This window comes from Exiguobacterium sp. s91 (assembly GCF_018618915.1).
GTDB classification, from domain to species: domain Bacteria; phylum Bacillota; class Bacilli; order Exiguobacteriales; family Exiguobacteriaceae; genus Exiguobacterium_A; species Exiguobacterium_A abrahamii.
The window spans coordinates 1,201,229-1,220,567 of sequence record NZ_JACSMZ010000001.1; the positions used below are offsets into that span (position 1 = coordinate 1,201,229).

Below are 19,339 nucleotides of genomic sequence, written 5' to 3' on the forward strand. Positions count from 1 at the left end.
ACGCATGAGACGGTCTGTTTTTAGTCGTTCTTTAAATCGATTTTGATTGAAATCGTCTTCGCGAAGTTATCCCCTGAGACGAACAGGACGAATTCCGTCTCGTCTGCCGGAACTTGATAGACGAGATTGACGTGTGCTTTGCCCGGGGCGACGTATTTCAGTCCTTGTTTCCAAGTTTTTTCGTTCTTATTTTCATAATCAATCGGTTCGTAGACTCCGCTGACTCCAGTCAGACTGAAACGATTCGGATGGTAAAACCTTTCTTCACCGATTTCTTGATAAAATGGGTCTTGATAGAACGTCGGTACAGTGATGTATTGATAACCGGCTTTTTCTTTTAATTTCAAGGAGGCAGGCGGTTGCTTCAATAACGTACCAACCCAAAAACTTGTATCTTTGACGACGGGGTCTCCCGGGAACGTCTTGATGACGCCTTTCGCCATCGTTTCTTCAATCACACCGGAAGCTTGTTTTTCTGTTTTCTTAAGCGTTCTCTTCGATCCGGTCACACCATCTGTAATCTTGCTACCTGTCGTGATGACCTTCGGTGCTTGAGCGATCGGTGTCTGTTCAGCTGGCGATTCATTTGTCGCAAACAGGAATAGCGATAAGACACCGACAAATAGCACGGCACCAATCGTTGAGAGGGCCAGCTTGAAGCGACGCTCCGTCTCTTTGGAATTGACGCTGACACTACCGATCGCTGCATTCGGAACGATTCGGACAGCCCGTTGAGCTGGCAAGACGGCTCCGATAATTCCAGTTACAAGCGGAATTAGAATCGTTGCAGATAAGAAACCGAGTTCCGATGTCGGGAATTGACGGTAGACTTGCCAAATCATCGCTAGCGCAAAGAGAAGACCGACAATCCCAGCAAGTAGCCCTGTCAACAAACCTTCCAGTAAGACAATTCGGCGGATGAGTTTGTCTTGCCAACCTGTCGCCTTTAAGACGGCGAGTTGACTGCGACGTTCATTGACGTTTTGCCAAAGAATTTCCGTCGTCGTCAAAATAGCAATCAATAAGGCGACACCCATCGCGACATAATGCATCGTGCCGACTTCTAAAGCGACGTATTCGCCGAGCCACGTTGCATACAAGACTCCTTTTAGACGGAATGTCACGAACAGGAAGAAGATGAACAGACCCGTTGGTAAGGCAATCGCGATGATGGAAAGAAGCGTTCGTTGCCAGTATGTGAAGAGTTGGTTCATGCTCATACCAACAATCGATTGGGAGCGGACGAAGCGTCGTGAACGAGAGACTTCCCCGGAACGCATACTCTCATACGGCTTGATTCTTCGGATCAATGTCATCGGTACGAGTGTACCACCCCAGTAGATGAGTAAACCGGCTAGTCCGATTAGAAGAATCCGACCCAGTGCGATTGGATGGTCCGTCGTCAACCAGAACGTACCGAGGATCGTCCAGGCGATTAGTGCGACGAGAGAACCGAGTAGCGTCGCTTCAAGGAATAGCAGTTTAGAGAGCTGACGTGACCGCCAACCGAGTGATAATAGAATCGCGAACTCTTTTTTACGAGCGTACAGCAGGATGATGTTAGAACTAAAGACATAGACGAGTGCGACCGCGATGACGCTAGCGATGACACCAGACATACCGACTTTCGCTTCCTGGAAAATCGTCATCGAAGAACCGAGCTTAATCCACGGTTGCTGCACCCAGCCGAGCGCCGATTTTTTTTCTAGACCCGGTAAGTAAGTCAATGCAAGTTGCGGTGACGAACCGAGCGTGACGTCCGTGATCAAACCGGTCTTATCCTCGATTTCGCGAGCGACATCTTGGAGTTTTTGCTCACTCGCGGCATTCATCTGATCGACACCTTTGACGTTGACACGAATGACGGAAATCGCTTTTTCACCGCGAATCTTAAAGGCGGCATCGAGCGTCGTCAACATAGAAGGTGGTTTCGTCAAGAAATCATAGGCGTCGTTCGTCGGCTTGACGTCCTTGACCGGATTGACCGGTCGATCGTTTTTGTCCATGACCCATTGTGCTTTAGCTGGGAAGTAAGTTTCCATCGGTAATTCGGTTAACGGATCCTTTGATAAATTCAATTTCTTCGGATTGAAGACGCCGATATAGTTCAAGCGAATCCGTGGCCAATCGTCACTCGTTTTTCCGAACATCCGTGCCTCACGATACATCGTCCGTTTCGCAAGTAAGGAATCAGGATTGACTTTTTTCGGTTCGACCTGATAACTGAAAGGCCAACGCGAAGCGAAAGGGCTCGAAATCGTCTGGTAACTGATTGGTGACGGTTTGAGGATCAGCCACTCGGAGTTACCAGAGGGTAATGTCGGAAAGGAGTCGGTCATGATTTGCTGGATCAATTTTTTCTGAACGTCTTGTGTCGTGACGGAATAGGTTTTTCCAGGACTATCCGTCGTCTTTAACGTTTTTAAATATTTTTTACCGCCCCGTTTCGTCACATCTCGAATCGTCTCCTGAATCGAATCATTAATGAGGGGAAGATCTAACTTTTCATACGTATACGTTCGCGATGCGTCGACATACTCGCGCTCGTTCATCAATATGGGAAGCTCGACCGTTCCAAGTTCCGGATCGACGATGTTTGCTGTGTCCTGTTCGTCAAAATAACGGCTATGTTTGCCGTCGACTGTCGCCTCGTCTAGACCAATCAAGCGGGCTTCCGCTTTTGGGTCAATTCCGGCAATCATCGTATCGCTCCCGAACTCGAGCAAAGGTTCTTCACCGAGCGCAGCAGGTGAGACACCAGAGATAGTGGCATTTTCATCCGGCGTCCACCCAGCAGCAAGATAGTTGACGGAAGAATACTTTTCGACGTTTAGTCCGGTATTCTGTTTGTCAGTGATCGTCAACTTATAGACACCGTAATCATCAAAACGATGCGTGCCGACGTTTGCACCTGTCGCATGATTTCCAATCATCGCGATTGGAGCAGCGACGTCGACATCTGCAAGGGCTTGAATTGTTTTGTATTGTTTCATCGTGATCCCACCGTCTAGACCACTCATATAGTTCGGTTCGAGTAGTTTGAGGTCTTCCGTCACGCTCCGGCTGTTCGGTGGACGAACGACGATATCGTAGGAAGATTTCCAGCGTTTTTGTAACTCGTCAACGACGGTACCGTTGTTCGCTTGCGTCGTGCCGATCAAGTAACTCAATCCGGTACTGACGACGAGTACGCCGACAAGTAAGAGGATGAATCGTTCTTTGTTGCGCCACCAAGAATTCCAAATGAATCGTAGCACTCACACCACGTCCCTTCTAAAATACTATGTAAAAAGCGCCTACACATTCATGCAAGCGCGACAGTTCATAACTCGATCTTAATCGCATGTGTTTTCGGGAACGCGTCGGAATCTGCGAGTAAGACGAACGTTTTCGATTTGACTGGTACTTGATACACGAGATCGAGTTGAGCACGTTGTGGAGCGTAATACTGATGACTGTTACGCCATGCCTTCGGATTATGGTTGACATAGTCGACCACCTTGTATTCGTTGCCCTTACCGTCATTTAGAACAAACAAGTTCGGTTTATAAATGCTGTAACCTCCCACAGTCTCAGTCGTATCATGCAGGACAAGTGGTACGGTTACGTAGCGGAAACCCGTCTTTTCTTTTAACTGTAATTCTTTTGGGGGAGAAGCTAAAAGTGCTTCAGCACGGAATGACTTCTTTTTTAATTCCGGATCACCAGGATACGTTTTAACAATTCCTAGCTTCATCAATTCTTGAATCGATTGAACATGATCTTCGGTTGTTTCATTAACACCAGCTAATTTCGTTTGTGATGAGACGTTGACGGGTTTATCCTGATGTGAAGCCCAGTACCAACCAACACCACCAAGTAGAGCAAAAGAAGTCACAAGCACGGGAATCGTTTTACGAGAACGTGACATGAAAACACTCCTTTTCGTTGAATTGTCAGAATAGTTATACAAAATATACTATTTACAAGGAATGGAAACAAGTGATAATACAAAAAATGGGATAAAAGTCAGGAAATGATTCCAGTTCTGATGAAATGAGGTAAACTATAGAAAATAAGCAACCAGCATCATGCTGCGTTGGAGGGAGAAAACGAAATGAATCAAGCTGACATCGAACAGCGATTACGAGAGGATGCGGAAGTGCAACTCATGCTGGCCACTGTAGAACGACTTGATTTGCCGGATTGGTGGATCTGTGCCGGTGTCTTACGTTCGAAGGTTTGGGGAACCGACTTAAACGCACAGTCGGATATCGATATCGTCTATTTTGATCCATCGGATATTTCAGAAGAGACGGAAAAAAGACATGAGCGACAATTGTGTGAATGGCTTGATTTACCGTGGTCGGTCAAGAATCAAGCACGCATGCACGCAGTCAACGATTTGCCTCCATACACATCAGCACAAGATGCAATCGCGCAGTTCCCGGAGACCGTCACGGCAATCGGTGTGACGAGACGACCAGACTTTGAACTCTATCTTCCATACGGCGCAAGTGACTTTACGAATCGGATCATTCGACCGACACCGTCTTTTCAAGTTGGTACTGAACGTCATTCGATCTTTCAGCAACGGGTGAGTAAAAAAGGATGGAGAGACGATCCGAGTCTACATATACGTCCATGAAACAAGAAGGAGCTTATGCGATGAAACGAATCAGTTATCAAAAAACGATACCGATTTTACTAGTAGGACTCCTCTGTATCAGCGGATGCGCGCCGGAAAAGAATGTCGAGGTGAAGGAAAAGATTCACGTTGATGGTATGAGTCTGTTCGACAGTGGTTCCTATCCGACTGCGTCTCAGACCGCTGAGCATCAGTTTAAGTATGACTTGAGTGACAAGTCCACCTATACGTTAAAGCAAGACGATTTTCGAGTGGACGCTCGATTCGGTGACTATAATCTACTGTTAGCAAGCGTGATTGAAGGACGATACGATACGCTGATGATTTACGAAAAAAAGTCGAACTGGATGTTAAGCAGTTCAATGGATCTCATTCGGGATCAATCGACGAAAGGCGAGGCAATCGAAGGGAGCCTAGCGTGGGAAGGAAACAAGAAGAAAATGACGACGAAACTTGTAACGAATCGTCATTATACAGTGATTCAGACACGACTGAAAAGTGAGCAGATTCCGACACGATTTGGAAAACGGGTACGTACCGTTAATGGATTGATAGTACACGTTCTAAAGCAAGGAAAACAGCTCAATCTTGCCTACCAAAACGGAACAGACGTGATGTGGATCGTCAGTGATCGACCGGAAGAGACGATCATACGATTGATTCAGCGATCACTAGACAGTCCGATTGACTCGCTTCTCACCGAGTAAACGATTAGACAGGCTAAAAAGACAAAGAGGCTGACTCAAAAAAGAATGACACGTCTTTTCACGCCCTTTCCTCAGGCGAGACACAAGCCAGCTTTCCTGCCTTATTCAAGCAGGAAAGCGGGTCTTGTTTGTCTCTGACAGCGCAACAATGCGCTTTTTCCTGTAGGAGTGGCGTGAAACGCGTCATTCTTTATTTACGCAATAAGGGTGGAAAATCATCATTCTGCCCCCCTTATCTTTGTGGAAACCGACTTTTGAGTCAGCTCCGTATACTTACGAACGATAGACGGACTTGAGGTAATCCGCGATATGGTGCCACGCCTGAAGCGCCGCATCTATGTCACCGTGGTGTGTAAAGGCATGAGCTTGACCAGCAAATTCCTGGTGTTCAACAGCGACACCTGCCGCCTGAAGACGTTTCGCATACTGCCGCGCCTCCTGCGCCAGCGAGTCGTGCTCCGCCGTCAGGACGAGCGTCTGTGGTAACGCATCGAGTTGAGCCGCATAGAGTGGCGAAGCGAGGTGATGATACGCGTCTTCCGCACGAGCGATGTACATCGCATTGAACTGCCGTGCCTGTTCAGCGGGGATCGCCTCCTCGAAGAATGGTTTATCCGCGGGATCCGTCGCGAGATCAAGCGGAGGATAGTCCAGAATTTGAGCGATGAGCGGCACAGGATCTGTCTGCTCAGCGTTCCATAACGATACGGCAGTCGCAAGATTGCCACCAGCACTATGCCCTCCGATTGCGATGCGTGAAGCATCGAGGTGTAGCGTATCAGCATGTTGGAAAATCCACTGAACGACCTCATAGGCGACGTGAACCGGAACAGGAAATGGATGCTCCGGGGCTAACGGATACTCAATATTGAGAACATGACAGTTGACGGTCTCAGCGAGAAACAGATTCCATGGTTCATCCATCTCTGGCGTTCCGGTGATAAAACCACCACCATGGAAACTGATGAATCCGGGTAACGGTTCTACTGCATCAATCGGTGAGTGGCACAACACTCGGACATCTCCGACTGAAGTCGACACTTGTAGTGTAGTCGTTGTCGCTTGCGATGGATGAGGAGGTGTGACTTGAGGACGTTCCTCATCCGAGCGGATTTGTTTGGCAAGGTCAATCATCTCTTGGCGATTCATCGAATTCCTCCTTTAGGTCTATCTTCATCATACCGAACGGATTGGTGAATTTCTCTACTGGATTCGTTTTCTCTAGTTGCAGGAAAAAGCAGCCAGAGTTTGATACACTTTTGAAAGAAACTAGAAATCGAAAGGATGGAACAGATGCCAACACTTTACATTACGCGTCATGGCGAGACGGAATGGAACCTCGAAAAACGAATGCAAGGCTGGGAAGACTCTCCTTTGACAGCAAAGGGCAGACAAAATGCGCGGGATCTTGGTCACCGCTTAAGTGAAATTCATCTGGATCACCTCTATATCAGTCCGATTGGTCGCGTCCGAGAAACAGTTCGAATGATGGATCTCGATCCAGCGATTCCGGTCACCATCGACGATCGATTGCGTGAAATGCACATGGGGGCCTGGGAAGGACGGACGGCAGCGGAAATTGAAGTCGCGCATCCGCTTGCTCATGTTGCATTTTGGCAAACGCCGCATACCTACATACCGGAGAGTGGAGAGTCCTTTGACGCGGTCCGCGAGCGCATTCTATCGTTTTTGGAACGACTAGCAGACCATGAAGAAGACGAAAACATTTTGATCGTCACCCACGGCATCTTCCTTAACATCTTGCTGACATATCTTCAACGAAAGCCGTTCGCGACATTATGGGATCCGCCGTTCATTCATGGAACGAGTTTGACGATCGTTGAATACAGGGATGGGGAAGCCGTGATTCGATTAGAAGCTGACATGTCGCATGTCATAGCGGACTAAAAAAACGGCGGACTTTTTCTCGGTCCGCCGTTCCCCTTATCGTGATTTCGCCAAATAAATCAAAATTGCGCCTTCTTGTTTTCTGACTTTTAGATGAGGAGAGGATAACGTGTCGATCGAGCGACCGATGATCGATTCTCCTGTCGTATAGCGTTTGAGGAGTAAGGGATAGAACGAAGCAATCGTCTGTTTCTGATCATTGAATTGACCGCTGTCAGTCTGGACGTTTTGAGGTAAGGTATAGACCGTTTTCGTCTCAGGAATACCATTCTTCGTATCAAGCGAATAGGTGAAGGCATGCGAATCGTTGAGCAGGTTCAAATCATACGTCAATTGGAACGGTGTGCGATCATATGTACCGGCAGGAATCGATTTGTCGATCAGCACCTCTGGTGGTTCTGTATCGTCAAATTGGACCGCTTTGAGCTGGAGTGGGCGATCGAGTGTACCAGTTAAGAAAAATGTCCGCTGTTGCTGCGACTCGTCCTTCGTGGTAGAAGGTGTGATCGAAAAGGAAGACTTCTTGATGTTGACGGCTTCTTTTGGAAGGACGGTTGCTTCCGTTGTGCAACCAGCAAGCAAGAAGGGCAGAGTGAATAAGAGCGCGTATTTCATGACGTGATCCTCTTTTCCATAGTCATAGTGAATCGAGATGAAATTGAAATATTCAAAAAATTAGAAATGTTACCTAGATTATACCAACAATGTTCTTGCTAAATAAAGGAGGAAATCATGAAAGGCAAATGGTTATTAGCAACCGTCCTGCTCGTCGGTTGTGCCTCGACAAGTGAAGAGGCCGAATCGACGGCAAAATCGTTATACGTCGCACCGAACGGCAGTGATAAAAATACTGGCACGTTGAAGCATCCGTTTAAAACGATTCGACAGGCGACACAAAAAGCGACTGCGGGTACGACGGTCTACTTGCGAAAAGGAACGTATTACGAGAAGCTGAACGTTAGACAGAACGGAACGAAAGAACGCCCGATCACCTTCCGAAACTATCAAGACGAGCAGGTCACGTTAAGCGGGAAAAACATCAAAGATCGGGACGCAACCTTACCGATCGTTCAGGTGAAAAATCGAAAATATGTGACAATCCAAGGACTGACGATCGAAGCCGTTCAGTCGAAACGGTCGGATGCGACACCGATCGGCATTTTGGTCACGGGATCAGGATTTAACATCACGTTGAAGAACAATACGGTTCGCCAGATCAAGACGCTCGCGAAAGATGGGAATGCACACGGCATCGCCGTCTACGGAACGGGAGCGATTCGTCACCTGACGATCACCGGTAACCGAGTCGAGCAGAATCGTCTCGGTTTCAGTGAAGCCCTCGTCTTAAACGGAAACGTCAAACATTTCCGTGTGACGAAGAACGTCGTACGGGATAACGACAACATCGGCATTGATTTGATCGGACACGAAGGGATCGCTCAGTCGAAGAAAGACGACTACGTCCGTGAGGGCGTCGTGTCGGAAAATCGTGTTTACCGGACGTCGAGCTACGGCAATCCTGCTTACGGGAAGGAATACAATGCAGCCGGTATCTATGTCGATGGTGGGAAAAACCTAACAATTGAGAAGAATCTCGTCGAAGCGAGTGATATCGGGATTGAAGTGACGAGTGAACATGCCGGACGATACGCAGAAGATGTCATCGTGCGCCAGAATGATGTACGGCAAAACGTCTACACCGGAATTGCGATCGGTGGGTATGACACGAAGCGAGGCGGTACAAAACGTGTCCGGATCGAGCAAAATCAGTTGATCGGGAATGATACGAAAGGGCTCGAGGGTGGTCAATTGCTCGTCCAGCATGATGTCCACGACAACAAAATCATCGGGAACACATTCGATGGTTCGTTAAGTGTCGCCCATTACTTCAAGACGAGTTCGGGAAATCAGTTTGAAAAAAATACGTTCCAGCATACAAAACGTTTCATGTGGCGCGACGCTTCCTATAAAACGGAACAAAGCTTTCTGAAAGCGGTCCGAAAGGTGGAAGGAAGATGAAGTTATCGGAGCGACTCCTCGCTTACTGGATCCGGATTCCGAGACGCTGGCGGCTTGCAGCGTTGACCGCCTGTATGTTAACGATTTGGACGGTGGAAGGCGTTCGGTTTTTAACAAGTCCGGCGTTAAGACTGCCGACCGTTACCGATGCAATCATCTGTCTCGTTCCAGCAATTCTATTGTTCATGTTATGGAAAACAAAGCGTTCAAAATAACACCTGAATTAATCGATAATAACAAGGAATTCATTTAATCGTCCTCGAAATAGGGAGGGAACTTCAATTAGTAAGGAGGAAGAAAGATGACGAAACTAACGATTCAAGCCGTGATTGACCGTCCGATCGAGACCGTGTGGGAGATCTGGAACGCACCAGAAGACATCAAACGCTGGAACGCAGCGTCTGACGATTGGCATACGACGGCGTCAACGAATGATTTGACGGTCGGTGGTCAATTCACGAATCGAATGGAAGCAAAAGATGGTAGCATCGGGTTTGATTTCACGGGTACATACGAGACAATCGTTCCTTACGAACGCATTGCGTATGTCCTCGAAGATGGTCGCCAGGTGACAATCGACTTCTCTCGGAACGGGCAACAGACCGAAGTCGTCGAATCGTTTGATGCCGAAACAAGCAACCCGCCTGAAATGCAACAAGCGGGCTGGCAGGCAATCCTTGATCGGTTCAAAGCGTATGCTGAGTCGAAGTAAGTCGTTCGCTTCGTAACTTCCGGCCACGGCGATCCGTCAGGGCAGGAATACCGCCGCTCTCATAGCGCCGGACCCAGTTATACAATTGTTGATACGACACATCATGCCGTCCGGCGATGCGTTGGTAGTCCTTTGCGGCCGCCAAACAATCGAGGACGGCATTCATGCGTTGTTCAAGAGTGTTAGTGGACATGAACGTTTTCCTCCTCATTGAATCTCCCTGGATTCGCCCACGGCATTATACTATTGCACATACAATCGATGGAAGCCATTGAATCAAAGAAAAATTGACGCGTCTCCTGTTGATTCGTTTTGACGATCAGTCGTTTTTCTAGCGTTGGTAAATGCACGAGAAACGAAATCTGACATTCCATAGGCTGCGAGAGAATGGTGGTAGATCGTTTTTGTAAGTGGATCGCTGCTGAATTCGCAGTGACGTATAGGACGTGTCGATTCCATTCCTCTTCGTTGAAAAGTGAATCCATCATCGTGATAAAAGCTTGACCGGAAATGAAGTTCATCGGACGACCTCCTTTCTTATAATGTGTATATCCTTTACATGTTTTTAGAAAACCTATATTTCAAATATTACAAAAAAACCACCTCCAAAATAGAGGTGGTTAACGTTATCCTGCCAGTTCAAGCATCTGAACGAACGCGACGTCCGGATCGGTCGTCTCGAATCGGTTCAACCAATCCTTGAAGTCGCCTTCGTACAAAATACGACCGTGATGAAGGAAGATGACATGGGCATCGGTATGCAATAGATCGTGTAATTGATGCGTCGAGAAGAGGCACGTTTGACCGTTTGCTGTCATCTGCTCGAAGCGTCGCATGATATGAAGCCGTGTTGCCGGGTCGACCCCGCTCGTTGGCTCGTCAAAGATGTAGAGCGAACGTGGTACTGTCGTCAACAGGGTGACGAACAACCATTTCTTTTCGCCAGCGGACATCTTACCGATTTTCATTTCCCACAGATGAGCGAATAAATCAAGCTCTCGCGGCTGTTTCAGATGACGCGTATACGTCTCTTGCTTGCGATATGCTTTCAAACGAGCGAGCCGACCGACGAAGACGGCGACATCCTTACCCTTTAATTCATCCGAGTAATAGATGAATTGCGTCAAATAGAGAATGTCCGAGATATCGGGTAAGTCCAGTTCTCCGGACGTGATCGGTAAGGCACCGGTCATGCAATCAAACAGTGTCGTTTTCCCGGCACCGTTCATCCCGATCAAGACGTTCAATTTTCCGGGAACAAGCGAAAAGGAGACATCGTGTAACAGATCAGGTGATTTCGGATAGTTGAAGCGTACGTGTTGAACGTGCATCTGAATCCTCCTATCGGGTCAGCAATGACATGAGATTAAAGCGTTTGACAGAGAATAGACCAAGTAACAGATAAACGACGAGTACGACGGTCAAGATAAGTAACGATGCTCCCGTAACGTGCTCAGAGACGGCGAGACCAAGTGTTTTCATGACATAAAAAGGATTCAAGTAACTGTACCAGCGATCCGGTTGGTTACTTGCGAACAAGAACAGGGGATACATGACGATGTTGATTAATGTCGACATACTCGAAATCTTTGCCGGAAGCATCGTCAAGGCGATACTTGCAAAAGCAAGCGGGATGCTGAGCAACAAGACGAGATAAGCGAGTAACAACGTCAAAGGTGAGAAGAAGCCGAATACAAGCATCAGGATCGTCGTAAAGACCGTCAAACTAACGGCTGCGAACACGAGCTGAACGAGTACGAGTGCGAGAATACAACCAATCTTACTACCGGAAATCATGATATACGTCTTCATCAAACCATGCTCCCGCATCCGGGCAAGTTGGAGTCCGATGCCATTCACGTAAATCGAAAGTAAGATATAGCCCCAAAAGAGCGCGAGGAATGAGAGGAAACTGTTCTCGGTGAAGTCGAGGCGTGACCCGAAGACAAAGGCGAGAATCAACGGGAAAATCAACGACCAAAAGACCGGAATCTTATCGGTTAGCATGATTTTTAAGTAGAGTGTGAAATAGCTAGGAATCGAATACATATGTGCCTCCAATCAGTGTGTCGAATCAAGCTTATATTAAGTATACGTTTGGAAATGGGAAATAGTTCCTTTGAAAAGAGCTTAAGAATCACCTGAAATCAAACGATGTAACGCATCGACAACAATATGGGGGGCATCCTGTTGAATGAAGTGCCGGCTGTTTGGAACTTCGATCAACAAGCCTTGAATCGACTGTGCAGCAGTTTGTCGTTGCAATTCGTGCCACAATAGTTGCGCCTCACGCGAATAATGATCCTTTTTACCAGCAGACAGAACAACGACTGGAAATGGGTAGAGGACATCGACGTTCGTCGCTTCAATACTCTCTTTAAAATCTTCGTATGTACATTCGAGCGTGAATTGTTTTTTGTATATGGATTGGAACGTGCTTGGCATCACTGGTAAGAAGCGTTGAATATAGGATTCTGGTGTTGCATCGATGAGCAATAGACCTTTTATTTCACTTGGATATTGCGATGCAAATTGTCGAACTAACGTGCCGCCATAGGAATGACCCACAAGAATAAAGGGTGGTTTGAGAGATAAGGTATGGATCAAACGGCGAAGGCGATTCACGCTCTGGCGACTAGTCTCGGAATCATACTGCATACTACCACCGATGTTCGTACGGTCATACATCAAGATCGTTCCAAGTCCTTCAACTTGATCCATGATTGGTTGCCAGGTTGAAAGATCTTGTCCATATCCATTTTCAAAGATAAACGTCGGTTGATCGGAAGTTCCGAGAATCAGACGATAGTGTAACGTCGTTTCAGGTAACGTCATTAAATCGAAAGACATATGATTCCTCCTATTCTAGTGGGAATAAAAGTAAGGATACCAGAAAGAAACAAATATTGTAAACTGAAGCAAAGGACTGGAGGTATGATGATGGACTATTTATTAACGTCCGGTGGAATACAAAATCCATCGATTCACAAAGCGTTACGCGAGATGCTCAGAAAACCGATTGAGGAATGCCATGCCATTGCGATCACGACAGCTTCCTACGCATTAGGCAGAGGAACGGACCTCGCTGTCAACTTCATTCAAGGAAAAGATGAGGCACCGATGGTCGATTTAGGATGGAAGTCAGTCGGTCTGTTGGAATTATCAGCGGTCTCGGTAATTGATTCAGCAATTTGGCAACCAGCGGTCGAACAAGCGGATGTCATTCTCGTTAATGGTGGTGATCCACTCTTTCTATATCACTGGTTCGTCGAATCGGGCTTCGATCGACTATTACCGCAACTGACCGGTGTTTATGTCGGGATGAGCGCCGGTAGCATGGTCCTTACGCCACGAATCGGAACAGATTTCGTTGGATGGAAAAAGACGCCGGAGCAATCGGACGCAACATTAGGTCTCGTTGACTTTTCAATTTTCCCACACCTCGATCATCCGCAATTACCAGATAATCACTTACAAGCTGCCAAATCTTGGGCTGAGACATTGACGAATCCGGCGTACGCGATCGACGACGCGACAGCGATCCGTGTTATCGGTTCGAACGTAGACGTGATTTCTGAAGGAAAGTGGGTCCAGTTGCGATGAGGACGCTCTATTTCATTCGCCATTGCGAATCGATCAAAACAGGCAGTGATCGAGGGCGGGGATTAACGGATGCAGGTCAAGAACAAGCGCAGGAACTCGTAGCGTTCTTTGAAGCGCTGCCGATTGACGCCATCTACTCGAGTCCGATGCAACGGGCGATGGACTCCGTTCGCCCACTTGCTGAGCAACGAGGTTTGCCGATCTACGAGGCAGCGTTTCAGGAACGGTGTTTTCAGGAAACAGACGAACGTTTATCACCTGAACGGCTAGAAGAACTGTTGAAGCGATCATTCCAAAATGATGATTACGCGCAAAAAGGTGGAGAGTCGAATCAAATAGCACGCAATCGTGCTCTAGTAGCCATCGATCAGCTACGTAAAACCCACCCGCACCACCGATTGGTCGTCGCGACGCATGGTCTCGTGTTGGCGTTAGTGCTTGAACACTACACTGGGCGACCGGCAAATGAGTGGCTGGGCGCGATGGGGAGTCCAGCAATCCATCAGCTGACGTTCGATGCAGACGGGAAAACGTCTCATGAACAACTCTTGTAAAATGATTAAATCTGCCCGCTGAAGATGAAACCGAGAAAGAGCAATAGTAACACACCAAGTGGAACGGCACAGGCGAGACTAACGTATTTGAGAATTCCCGGTTCGCGTCGTTTGATGGCAACGATCCCGAGTCCGATTCCAAACAGATAAATGACAAGTCCAATCGGTATCGTAAGCATCGAGTTTGGTCCGAACGACCAGTTGAGCGGCGGGAAAATCATAGAGGCGATGAGCAGACCGAGCAAACTAAAGAAGAGAGAAGTTTTAGCATATGTCATGTGAGAACTCCTTTTAATTAAGTATGTGAACAAGAATTCGGATTTAAAATGAGAATTCCTGCTTCATCCAGTAAATTTCCTGTTTGGCATTTGAATGAACGGGAACTATATCTAAAAGATACTATCTTTTAGATATAGGAGGGACCGATGCCAAAAGAAAATATGACCCGTTATGCGATTCTCGGACTTCTTGCAAGCGGATGTACGTCTGGTTATGAGATGAAACACACGATCGATACGAGCTTGAATCACTTTTGGAAAATCAGCTTCGGACAAGTCTATCCGACGCTGAAACGGTTAGAAGCGGAAGGTTTGATCGTTGAAGAGGTCACGGATGGGGAACGGAAACAATTCGCCCTGACGGAAAACGGGCATGCAGAGCTCGAGAGGTGGGTCGCTGAACCGTCCGTCGAACTGCCGGTGCAACGGAACGACCTGTTGTTGAAGCTGTACTTCGCTCGACATGCTTCAAAAGAGGTCACGTTGCAGAAAATTCAGGAGCACGCGCGATTGCTCGAAGAACGGCTTGAGACGTATCAAGCGATCGATGCGATGATTCGTTCTTATCCTGACTCGAATGATGCCGTCTATTGGTTATTGACGCTTGATTATGGCATTCGGAAGACACGGGCGTTACTCGACTGGTGCGACGCTTCCCTTGAGACCCTTGAAGGAGGAAATTGACATGAAACGGATCATTGCGACTCCGAACAAAGACGTCGTCGTGTTCATCATCGGTTTACGGATCAATCGCCTACGTTCTGTCCGGCAGTGGTTACCGACGGTCCAAGCGATGGGACCGATGCTACAAGAGTGTTATGAAAACGATGTCGGTCTGATTTCGCATGAGTCACTTGTCGGTTGGCGTTCCGTGACGTTGATTCAGTATTGGCGTTCGACGGAAGAATTGATGGCATATGCCCATGGTTCCCGTCATTTGACGGCGTGGAAACGATTCAATCAGAAGGCACGGACATCAGAAGCGGTCGGGATCTTCCATGAGACGTTCGAAGTCAGCAATTATGAGTCGATGTATGTCAATCTTCCAACACGAGGTCTAGCGAAAGCACTCGGGGAGTCGGCGATTAAGCCGCATCAAGAACAAGCAAAAGAGCGCTTAGCCGAGCGACAATCACAAGAGACGATCTAAATAGACAAAAGACGGGTGCCGAGGCATCCGTCTTTTTATGTCGCGACTGGCGTGACGGGTTCGAGCATCTCCCCGCAGTTTTGGCAAATATGATCGAGCGCTTTCGTACACGGTTCGCAAAACGTACAAGCGTGCGAGCACTGATAGACCGTCGTTTCAATCGTTTCTTGACACCGGACACAGGTTGATTCCATATGTATCACCTCCTGTAATTAGTATAAGAAAAGCATTTTGATGAGCACAGTAGGAGAACATAGGGAAAGGCTATATTTTCCTTTGATTCCATGTTAATTTGAAGAAAGTGGTTTTAATTCGAAAGGGAGATGAAAAATGGATCAAATTGATCAACAGATTGTCCGGATTCTGCAAGATGATGCCCGGATTCCATGGTCGGAACTCGGACGACAGATCGGGTTATCGGCACCTGCCGTCATCGAACGGGTCCGAAAAATGGAGGACGCGGGAATCATCGAAGGATTCCGCGCTGTCATAAATCCGGAAGCACTCGCGCAAGGGTTACTCGCGGTCGTCATGTTCGAAGAGACACGCTGCGCAGGCTTGATTGAATTTTGTAAAGGACATTCAGAAGTCGTCGAGTGTCATCGCCTGACCGGTAGCTATAACTTCATGGTCAAGTTGCAAACGGCGTCCGTTACAACGCTGGAACGTTTCCTCGATGACGCATCGGTCTACGGCAAACCGTCGACCTGGATTCGACTGTCGACGCCAGTGCCGTTCACGGGATATACGGTATGACGGAAGCAACCCGTGTACGGATCGAACAACTGACGGGGGATATCGGGCACGTCGAAAAGCTTTTTGAGCAAGGGGGAACTTCGATTGTGTACCGGATTGAAGCAAAGAAAGGGAGTTACTTACTAAAGACTGCTACGGAAACGAGATACCTAGAATGGCTCGCAGAAGAAGCAATTGTCTTAGAAGAATGGATGCAACGAGAACCAGGGTTCCTACCTGAGTACGTTGGTTTTTTTAAGACGGAACAGCAAAACCATCTCTTGATGCAGTGGCGAGACGGGATGACGTTGACGACAGCTTTAAGACAGGCGACAAGCGAGCAACGGATTCAGCTGTGGCAAGCGTTCGGAACGTATCTTTTCCAGTTTCATCAACGTACGACAGGGGGAACGTCACAGGAGTGGTTAACGGAACGACTTATGACAGCGGAACGTTATGTCGCATCTGCTTGGACTTCCGGTACGTTGGATTTACTGAAACGATTAAAGTCCTCCTGTCCGGAGCCGATAACTGCCAGTTGGATTCATGGAGACTGTACGACGGACAATCTGTTCATCGCGACGGACGGAACGCTGTCGTTCATTGATGTCGGAGCGATGAGACCGGGCGATCGGCGGTATGACATCGCTCTTGCGATCAGTCCAATCATCGATGATCCGTCAGCCCTTGATGCCTTTTATGAAGGCTACCGTTTTGAGCGACTGACTAAACGAGAATTTGATTATTACGAACACGGACTGTATTCCTTTTTCTAAAAAGCGTTGCAAAGGAGAAAAAAGATGAACCTCATGCTAATCGGAGGCGGTCAACTGGTTGCTCCGTCTCATCAATTCATCAATCGGCATGTCGTTCAACTGACGAAACACGCGCCACATATCGTCTTCCTGCCGACGGCAAGTCGAGATGAATCGTTATACCAATACCAATTTCGAGATACATATGAAGCACTTGGAGCGATAGTCTCGGTCGTCACGCTATTTGACGACGAACAATCCATGGCGACGCAACGACGATTAATAGAGTGTGCCGACATTCTTTATGTCGGCGGTGGCAATTATCCGTTACTCGTTCAGATGCTTGCTCTAAAAGGCATGGATCTATGGCTTGAACAAGCCGTTAAGCGTGGAATATGGTACGTCGGTGTCAGTGCTGGAGCGATCTATGCGATGGAATACGGGATCCGTACGAGTGAGGACGGAACGGACTATTGCCTGGATACGGGGCAAGGCTGGCTGAGCGGTTGTATCTGTCCTCATTTAAACCAGGAAAAACGGGCAACCCGTTTTCAGGAACACCTGCCTCAAATGAATCACGCGATCGGATTACCTGATGATACGGCGTATATTCTTTCTGGGACAGATCACTATCGATTAGGAGAAGGGCACATGCTTTGTTTTAAATGATGATAAACGCTTCGAACATCTAAAGTGTTTATCATCATTTAAAGTGATTCAAAACAGTTGACGAACAAAAATCAGGATGGTATATTTATCTCGAATTAAAGATATATGAATTGAAGATACAAAAGAGGTGAACGAAATGACACGACCGAATCCGAACTTGAAAGCATTGACGGTCATGGTGCGCGCAGTTGATGCGTTACATGAAGTCATCAAGAAGGATGTTGCGCAATGGGGATTGAACCCGACGGATTTTTCGGTTCTTGAGTTGCTGTTTCACAGGGGCAGGCAACCGATTCAATTGATTGGGAAAAAAGTCTTGATCACCAGCAGTAGCATCACCTATGTCATCGATAAGCTCGAAAAGAAAAATTACGTTGTCCGAAAAGCATGTCCAGAGGATCGGCGTGTGACATTTGCGGAACTGACCTCTGAAGGACACCAACTGATGGAAGCTATTTTTCCAAAGCACGAGCAAGCAATCAATCAAGTATTTCAAGGAATAGCCCCGTCAGAACTCGAAGCATTCATCGAGACAGCCAAAACGATCGGCTATCAAGCAAAAAAACAATAAAAAATTTTTAGGCTGATATCTCGAATTCAAGATAATAACCATTAAAGGAGCGATTTTTCATGAATGAATTAAAAGGAATCCACCACGTGACAGCGATTACGAGCAGTGCCGAGAAAAACTATGACTTCTTTACGAACGTCCTAGGAATGCGATTGGTCAAGAAGACCGTCAATCAGGATGACATCCAGACGTATCACTTATTTTTCGCCGATGATAAAGGATCTGCCGGCACGGATATGACGTTCTTTGATTTCCCAGGTATTCAAAAAGGGTCACACGGAACGAATGAAATTTTCAAGACGGCGTTCCGTGTACCAACGGATGCGGCACTCGAATACTGGATTAAACGCTTTGACAAATACGACGTCAAGCACCGTGGTATCAAAGAACAATTCGGTAAGCAGACGCTCTCGTTCGTCGATTTTGATGAGCAACAATACATGTTGATCTCTGACGAGCATAATCAAGGTGTCGCTTCCGGCACACCGTGGCAAAACGGTCCGGTACCACTCGAGTTCGCGATCACGGGACTCGGTCCAATTCACATCCGGATCGCGGAATTCGACAATTTAAAAGCGGTACTTGAACAAGCGATGTTGATGCGCGAAGTCGATCAAGCTGGTTCCCTGCACTTGTTCGAGATGGGCGAAGGCGGAAACGGTGCCCAAGTCATCGTTGAGCACAACGTCGTTCTACCAAGCGGACGTCAAGGATTCGGAACGGTCCACCACGTCGCTTTCCGAGTTGAAGATACGGCTGCCTTACAGGAATGGATCGAGCGGATGCAACAGCTTCGCTTCAACACATCCGGTTACGTCGATCGCTTCTTCTTCGAGTCCCTTTATGCCCGTGTCGCGCGCGGTGTCTTGTTCGAGTGGGCAACGGATGGTCCTGGTTTCATGGGTGATGAGCCATACGAAACGGTCGGGGAGAAATTGTCATTACCACCATTCCTCGAGCCACAACGAGCACAAATCGAACAAATGGTCCGTCCAATCGATACGGTCCGGAGTACGCGCAAGATCGAAAAAGAATATCTTTAATAGGAAAG

26 protein-coding genes are annotated in these 19,339 nt (G+C 47.5%); 15 read left to right on the forward strand and 11 right to left on the reverse strand.

Translation table 11 applies throughout. From position 1 onward, the window contains the following. Positions 1 to 20: 20 nt before the first annotated feature. Entirely contained in the window at positions 21 to 3,257 is a 3,237-nt protein-coding gene (locus KNQ06_RS06045; RefSeq protein WP_215147543.1) for an FtsX-like permease family protein, read from the reverse strand. Positions 3,258 to 3,322: 65 nt separating this feature from the next. Then, positions 3,323 to 3,910 (reverse strand): hypothetical protein, encoded by a 588-nt coding sequence (locus KNQ06_RS06050; protein ID WP_064299787.1) that lies wholly within the window; start codon positions 3,908 to 3,910, stop codon positions 3,323 to 3,325. A gap of 186 nt (positions 3,911 to 4,096) precedes the next feature. On the opposite strand from KNQ06_RS06050, the gene KNQ06_RS06055 reads away from it, so the two are divergent. Next, the gene (locus KNQ06_RS06055) at positions 4,097 to 4,627 is read left to right on the forward strand and encodes a nucleotidyltransferase family protein (protein WP_149427460.1); all 531 of its coding nucleotides are present in this window, start codon (positions 4,097 to 4,099) and stop codon (positions 4,625 to 4,627) included. A gap of 20 nt (positions 4,628 to 4,647) precedes the next feature. Further along, entirely contained in the window at positions 4,648 to 5,334 is a 687-nt protein-coding gene (locus KNQ06_RS06060) for a hypothetical protein (protein ID WP_215147545.1), read from the forward strand. 273 nt (positions 5,335 to 5,607) lie between these two features. Here the strand turns inward: KNQ06_RS06060 and KNQ06_RS06065 are convergent, their stop codons facing one another. Beyond that, complete coding sequence (locus tag KNQ06_RS06065; protein WP_149427456.1) at positions 5,608 to 6,483, reverse strand: alpha/beta hydrolase; 876 nt, start codon at positions 6,481 to 6,483, stop codon at positions 5,608 to 5,610. Positions 6,484 to 6,627: 144 nt separating this feature from the next. Between KNQ06_RS06065 and KNQ06_RS06070 the strand changes: the two genes are divergently transcribed. Continuing rightward, entirely contained in the window at positions 6,628 to 7,242 is a 615-nt protein-coding gene (locus KNQ06_RS06070) for a histidine phosphatase family protein (RefSeq protein ID WP_215147547.1), read from the forward strand. A gap of 36 nt (positions 7,243 to 7,278) precedes the next feature. Here the strand turns inward: KNQ06_RS06070 and KNQ06_RS06075 are convergent, their stop codons facing one another. Continuing rightward, the gene (locus KNQ06_RS06075) at positions 7,279 to 7,857 is read right to left on the reverse strand and encodes a hypothetical protein (protein ID WP_214770295.1); all 579 of its coding nucleotides are present in this window, start codon (positions 7,855 to 7,857) and stop codon (positions 7,279 to 7,281) included. A gap of 117 nt (positions 7,858 to 7,974) precedes the next feature. On the opposite strand from KNQ06_RS06075, the gene KNQ06_RS06080 reads away from it, so the two are divergent. From KNQ06_RS06080 to KNQ06_RS06090, 3 genes are all read left to right on the forward strand, one after another. Next, a complete protein-coding gene (locus KNQ06_RS06080; protein ID WP_214770292.1) occupies positions 7,975 to 9,261 on the forward strand; it encodes a right-handed parallel beta-helix repeat-containing protein in 1,287 nt (428 codons plus the stop codon). Continuing rightward, complete coding sequence (locus KNQ06_RS06085; protein ID WP_149427448.1) at positions 9,258 to 9,476, forward strand: hypothetical protein; 219 nt, start codon at positions 9,258 to 9,260, stop codon at positions 9,474 to 9,476. Before KNQ06_RS06080 ends, KNQ06_RS06085 begins: the two co-directional genes overlap by 4 nt. Before the next feature lie 86 nt (positions 9,477 to 9,562). After that, complete coding sequence (locus KNQ06_RS06090; protein WP_149427447.1) at positions 9,563 to 9,973, forward strand: SRPBCC family protein; 411 nt, start codon at positions 9,563 to 9,565, stop codon at positions 9,971 to 9,973. Here KNQ06_RS06090 and KNQ06_RS06095 read toward each other — a convergent pair. From KNQ06_RS06095 to KNQ06_RS06115, 5 genes are all read right to left on the reverse strand, one after another. Beyond that, positions 9,948 to 10,166, reverse strand: coding sequence for a helix-turn-helix domain-containing protein (locus tag KNQ06_RS06095; RefSeq protein WP_167507574.1), 219 nt, complete (start codon positions 10,164 to 10,166; stop codon positions 9,948 to 9,950). The genes KNQ06_RS06090 and KNQ06_RS06095 overlap by 26 nt on opposite strands. Beyond that, entirely contained in the window at positions 10,156 to 10,494 is a 339-nt protein-coding gene (locus tag KNQ06_RS06100) for a hypothetical protein (RefSeq protein WP_214770290.1), read from the reverse strand. The genes KNQ06_RS06095 and KNQ06_RS06100 overlap by 11 nt, the downstream gene beginning before the upstream one ends. 105 nt (positions 10,495 to 10,599) lie before the next feature. Then, on the reverse strand, positions 10,600 to 11,304 hold the full coding sequence (locus KNQ06_RS06105; RefSeq protein WP_149427443.1) for an AAA family ATPase: 705 nt from the start codon (positions 11,302 to 11,304) through the stop codon (positions 10,600 to 10,602). A 10-nt stretch (positions 11,305 to 11,314) separates the two neighbouring features. Continuing rightward, positions 11,315 to 12,022, reverse strand: a complete 708-nt coding sequence (locus KNQ06_RS06110; protein WP_214770288.1) for a hypothetical protein — start codon at positions 12,020 to 12,022, stop codon at positions 11,315 to 11,317. Positions 12,023 to 12,103: 81 nt separating this feature from the next. Beyond that, positions 12,104 to 12,823, reverse strand: coding sequence for an alpha/beta fold hydrolase (locus tag KNQ06_RS06115; protein ID WP_149427442.1), 720 nt, complete (start codon positions 12,821 to 12,823; stop codon positions 12,104 to 12,106). Positions 12,824 to 12,913: 90 nt separating this feature from the next. On the opposite strand from KNQ06_RS06115, the gene KNQ06_RS06120 reads away from it, so the two are divergent. After that, on the forward strand, positions 12,914 to 13,576 hold the full coding sequence (locus tag KNQ06_RS06120; RefSeq protein WP_214770282.1) for a Type 1 glutamine amidotransferase-like domain-containing protein: 663 nt from the start codon (positions 12,914 to 12,916) through the stop codon (positions 13,574 to 13,576). After that, positions 13,573 to 14,130: a histidine phosphatase family protein gene (locus tag KNQ06_RS06125; protein ID WP_214770279.1), complete on the forward strand. Its 558-nt coding sequence runs from the start codon at positions 13,573 to 13,575 to the stop codon at positions 14,128 to 14,130. The genes KNQ06_RS06120 and KNQ06_RS06125 overlap by 4 nt, the downstream gene beginning before the upstream one ends. 5 nt (positions 14,131 to 14,135) lie before the next feature. Here KNQ06_RS06125 and KNQ06_RS06130 read toward each other — a convergent pair whose 3' ends face one another. Continuing rightward, positions 14,136 to 14,408 carry a hypothetical protein gene (locus tag KNQ06_RS06130; protein WP_214770276.1) on the reverse strand — a complete coding sequence of 91 codons (273 nt, stop codon included), beginning with the start codon at positions 14,406 to 14,408 and terminating at the stop codon, positions 14,136 to 14,138. 147 nt (positions 14,409 to 14,555) lie between these two features. On the opposite strand from KNQ06_RS06130, the gene KNQ06_RS06135 reads away from it, so the two are divergent. Continuing rightward, the gene (locus KNQ06_RS06135; protein ID WP_075642403.1) at positions 14,556 to 15,092 is read left to right on the forward strand and encodes a PadR family transcriptional regulator; all 537 of its coding nucleotides are present in this window, start codon (positions 14,556 to 14,558) and stop codon (positions 15,090 to 15,092) included. Between the two features lies 1 nt (position 15,093). Then, positions 15,094 to 15,558, forward strand: a complete 465-nt coding sequence (locus KNQ06_RS06140; RefSeq protein ID WP_215147549.1) for a DUF4188 domain-containing protein — start codon at positions 15,094 to 15,096, stop codon at positions 15,556 to 15,558. 35 nt (positions 15,559 to 15,593) lie between these two features. On the opposite strand, the gene KNQ06_RS06145 is transcribed toward KNQ06_RS06140, so the two are convergent. Beyond that, positions 15,594 to 15,752 carry a DUF1272 domain-containing protein gene (locus KNQ06_RS06145; RefSeq protein ID WP_215147551.1) on the reverse strand — a complete coding sequence of 53 codons (159 nt, stop codon included), beginning with the start codon at positions 15,750 to 15,752 and terminating at the stop codon, positions 15,594 to 15,596. 136 nt (positions 15,753 to 15,888) lie between these two features. Here KNQ06_RS06145 and KNQ06_RS06150 point away from each other — a divergent pair, with 136 nt between their 5' ends. The 5 genes from KNQ06_RS06150 (at position 15,889) to KNQ06_RS06170 (ending at position 19,331) form a co-directional block, all read left to right on the forward strand. Continuing rightward, a complete protein-coding gene (locus tag KNQ06_RS06150) occupies positions 15,889 to 16,314 on the forward strand; it encodes an Lrp/AsnC family transcriptional regulator (RefSeq protein ID WP_215147553.1) in 426 nt (141 codons plus the stop codon). Further along, positions 16,311 to 17,069 carry an aminoglycoside phosphotransferase family protein gene (locus tag KNQ06_RS06155; RefSeq protein ID WP_215147555.1) on the forward strand — a complete coding sequence of 253 codons (759 nt, stop codon included), beginning with the start codon at positions 16,311 to 16,313 and terminating at the stop codon, positions 17,067 to 17,069. Before KNQ06_RS06150 ends, KNQ06_RS06155 begins: the two co-directional genes overlap by 4 nt. 24 nt (positions 17,070 to 17,093) lie before the next feature. Continuing rightward, positions 17,094 to 17,717: a Type 1 glutamine amidotransferase-like domain-containing protein gene (locus KNQ06_RS06160; protein WP_215147557.1), complete on the forward strand. Its 624-nt coding sequence runs from the start codon at positions 17,094 to 17,096 to the stop codon at positions 17,715 to 17,717. A 136-nt stretch (positions 17,718 to 17,853) separates the two neighbouring features. Further along, complete coding sequence (locus KNQ06_RS06165; protein ID WP_215084123.1) at positions 17,854 to 18,288, forward strand: MarR family winged helix-turn-helix transcriptional regulator; 435 nt, start codon at positions 17,854 to 17,856, stop codon at positions 18,286 to 18,288. 59 nt (positions 18,289 to 18,347) lie between these two features. After that, positions 18,348 to 19,331 carry a ring-cleaving dioxygenase gene (locus KNQ06_RS06170; RefSeq protein WP_035397186.1) on the forward strand — a complete coding sequence of 328 codons (984 nt, stop codon included), beginning with the start codon at positions 18,348 to 18,350 and terminating at the stop codon, positions 19,329 to 19,331. Positions 19,332 to 19,339: the final 8 nt, after the last annotated feature.